Source organism: Arthrospira sp. PCC 8006 (assembly GCF_046480465.1).
Taxonomy (GTDB): Bacteria; Cyanobacteriota; Cyanobacteriia; order Cyanobacteriales; family Microcoleaceae; genus Limnospira; species Limnospira platensis.
The window spans coordinates 1-3,621 of the sequence record NZ_PKGG01000339.1; the positions used below are offsets into that span (position 1 = coordinate 1).

Below are 3,621 nucleotides of genomic sequence, written 5' to 3' on the forward strand. Positions count from 1 at the left end.
TACTCCTGTGGATAACGAAGACCAAAATTTTCTCCCCAATTACCTATTATTTCTTCTAGCAATTATCTGGAAAGACCGCAATGATTGGTATTTCGGTGTAGATATGGGAATTTATCACACCAGCGGGGAWAACCCCAGAGTCCCAGTAATTCCYGATGGTTTTCTGACGGTGGGAGTGAACCGCCGCCGACCWGGTAATAAATCTCGGAAAAGTTATGTGGTCTGGGAAGAGGGGGGAATGGTTCCCCAGTTAGTGTTAGAAGTGGTTTCCTGGACTCCGGGAAATGAGTATGAGTCCAAAATGGCGATTTATGAAAAGTTGGGGGTATTGTATTACGTTATTTATAACCCAGAATATTACCAACGCGATCGCCATCAACCCTTCGAGATTTATCGACAAATAGATGGTAAGTACCAATTACAAAGCGGGGAACCCTACTGGCTACCAGAAATCGGTTTAGGAATCGGTAGAACTCAAGCTACAGTAGGTGGTATTGACCGAGAAATCCTGTCTTGGTTTGACCAATACGGGAGACGTTATTTGAGTTCCGAAGAGTTAGCACAGCAGGCTCAATTGGAAGTACAGCAGGCTCAATTRGAAGCACAGCAGGCTCAATTGGAAGCACAGCAGGCTCAATTAGAAGCACAAAAAGAACGTCAAGCACGTTTAGCAGCTATTGCTCAATTAGATAATATCGGATTAACAGTACAGCAAATTTCTGTAGCATTGGGGTTATCTATTAATGAGGTRCGTCAGCAGCTAGAGGAATTATAGATTCTAGCGAKATAACTGCTATAATGGGGGAKAAACTGTCTTCTACTGGTTYAGACCTATGGTTTCTAYYGACCTTTATAAAAACCTACCCACCAGTGATGAACTTCCCGACTCTGATGATACTCCTGTGGATAACGAAGACCAAAATTTTCTCCCCAATTACCTATTATTTCTTCTAGCAATTATCTGGAAAGACCGCAATGATTGGTATTTCGGTGTAGATATGGGAATTTATCACACCAGCGGGGAAAACCCCAGAGTCCCGGTAATTCCTGATGGTTTTCTGACGGTGGGAGTGAACCGCCGCCGACCGGGTAATAAATCTCGGAAAAGTTATGTGGTCTGGGAAGAGGGGGGAATGGTTCCCCAGTTAGTGTTAGAAGTGGTTTCCTGGACTCCGGGAAATGAGTATGAGTCCAAAATGGCGATTTATGAAAAGTTGGGGGTATTGTATTACGTTATTTATAACCCAGAATATTACCAACGCGATCGCCATCAACCCTTCGAGATTTATCGACAAATAGATGGTAAGTACCAATTACAAACCGGRGAACCCTACTGGCTACCAGAAATCGGTTTAGGAATCGGTAGAACTCAAGCTACAGTAGGTGGTATTGACCGAGAAATCCTGTCTTGGTTTGACCAATACGGGAGACGTTATTTGAGTTCCGAAGAGTTAGCACAGCAGGCTCAATTGGAAGCACAGCAGGCTCAATTGGAAGCACAGCAGGCTCAATTGGAAGCACAGCAGGCTCAATTGGAAGCACARCAGGCTCAATTGGAAGCACAAAAAGAACGTCAAGCACGTTTAGCAGCTATTGCTCAATTAGACAATATCGGATTAACAGTACAGCAAATTTCTGTAGCATTGGGGTTATCTGTAGAGGTGGTACGTCAGCAGCTAGAGGAATTATAGATTCTAGCGATATAACTGCTATAATGGGGGATAAACTGTCTTCTACTGGTTTAGACCTATGGTTTCCATCGACCTTTATAAAAACCTACCCACCAGTGATGAACTTCCCGACTCTGATGATACTCCTGTGGATAACGAAGACCAAAATTTTCTCCCCAATTACCTATTATTTCTTCTAGCAATTATCTGGAAAGACCGCAATGATTGGTATTTCGGTGTAGATATGGGAATTTATCACACCAGCGGGGAAAACCCCAGAGTCCCGGTAATTCCTGATGGTTTTCTGACGGTGGGAGTGAACCGCCGCCGACCGGGTAATAAATCTCGGAAAAGTTATGTGGTCTGGGAAGAGGGGGGAATGGTTCCCCAGTTAGTGTTAGAAGTGGTTTCCTGGACTCCGGGAAATGAGTATGAGTCCAAAATGGCGATTTATGAAAAGTTGGGGGTATTGTATTACGTTATTTATAACCCAGAATATTACCAACGCGATCGCCATCAACCCTTCGAGATTTATCGACAAATAGATGGTAAGTACCAATTACAAACCGGGGAACCCTACTGGCTACCAGAAATCGGTTTAGGAATCGGTAGAACTCAAGCTACAGTAGGTGGTATTGACCGAGAAATCCTGTCTTGGTTTGACCAATACGGGAGACGTTATTTGAGTTCCGAAGAGTTAGCACAGCAGGCTCAATTGGAAGCACAGCAGGCTCAATTGGAAGCACAGCAGGCTCAATTGGAAGCACAGCAGGCTCAATTAGAAGCACAAAAAGAACGTCAAGCACGTTTAGCAGCTATTGCTCAATTAGACAATATCGGATTAACAGTACAGCAAATTTCTGTAGCATTGGGGTTATCTGTAGAGGTGGTACGTCAGCAGCTAGAGGAATTATAGATTCTAGCGATATAACTGCTATAATGGGGGATAAACTGTCTTCTACTGGTTTAGACCTATGGTTTCTACTGACCTTTATAAAAACCTACCCACCAGTGATGAACTTCCCGACTCTGATGATACTCCTGTGGATAACGAAGACCAAAATTTTCTCCCCAATTACCTATTATTTCTTCTAGCAATTATCTGGAAAGACCGCAATGATTGGTATTTCGGTGTAGATATGGGAATTTATCACACCAGCGGGGAAAACCCCAGAGTCCCGGTAATTCCTGATGGTTTTCTGACGGTGGGAGTGAACCGCCGCCGACCGGGTAATAAATCTCGGAAAAGTTATGTGGTCTGGGAAGAGGGGGGAATGGTTCCCCAGTTAGTGTTAGAAGTGGTTTCCTGGACTCCGGGAAATGAGTATGAGTCCAAAATGGCGATTTATGAAAAGTTGGGGGTATTGTATTACGTTATTTATAACCCAGAATATTACCAACGCGATCGCCATCAACCCTTCGAGATTTATCGACAAATAGATGGTAAGTACCAATTACAAACCGGGGAACCCTACTGGCTACCAGAAATCGGTTTAGGAATCGGTAGAACTCAAGCTACAGTAGGTGGTATTGACCGAGAAATCCTGTCTTGGTTTGACCAATACGGGAGACGTTATTTGAGCGCCGAAGAGTTAGCACAGCAGGCTCAATTGGAAGTACAGCAGGCTCAATTGGAAGCACAGCAGGCTCAATTGGAAGCACAGCAGGCTCAATTGGAAGCACACAGGCTCAATTGGAAGCACAAAAAGAACGTCAAGCACGTTTAGCAGCTATTGCTCAATTAGACAATATCGGATTAACAGTACAGCAAATTTCTGTAGCATTGGGGTTATCTGTAGAGGTGGTACGTCAGCAGCTAGAGGAATTATAGATTCTAGCGATATAACTGCTATAATGGGGGATAAACTGTCTTCTACTGGTTTAGACCTATGGTTTCCATCGACCTTTATAAAAACCTACCCACCAGTGATGAACTTCCCGACTCTGATGA

General features: G+C 43.9%; 5 protein-coding genes. All 5 read left to right on the top strand.

What is annotated here, in order from left to right; translation table 11 throughout:
• Nucleotides 1-775: Uma2 family endonuclease (locus B9T16_RS26765; RefSeq protein WP_410246185.1), on the top strand; the 775-nt coding region annotated here is incomplete at its 5' end.
• Nucleotides 776-833: 58 nt separating this feature from the next.
• On the top strand, nt 834-1,691 hold the full coding sequence (locus B9T16_RS26770; protein WP_410246186.1) for a Uma2 family endonuclease: 858 nt from the start codon (nt 834-836) through the stop codon (nt 1,689-1,691).
• 58 nt (nt 1,692-1,749) lie between these two features.
• Entirely contained in the window at nt 1,750-2,586 is an 837-nt protein-coding gene (locus B9T16_RS26775) for a Uma2 family endonuclease (RefSeq protein ID WP_410246187.1), read from the top strand.
• Nucleotides 2,587-2,644: 58 nt separating this feature from the next.
• Nucleotides 2,645-3,397, top strand: coding sequence for a Uma2 family endonuclease (locus B9T16_RS26780; protein ID WP_410246188.1), 753 nt, complete (start codon nt 2,645-2,647; stop codon nt 3,395-3,397).
• A complete protein-coding gene (locus B9T16_RS26785) occupies nt 3,364-3,501 on the top strand; it encodes a hypothetical protein (protein ID WP_410246189.1) in 138 nt (45 codons plus the stop codon). Before B9T16_RS26780 ends, B9T16_RS26785 begins: the two co-directional genes overlap by 34 nt.
• Nucleotides 3,502-3,621: the final 120 nt, after the last annotated feature.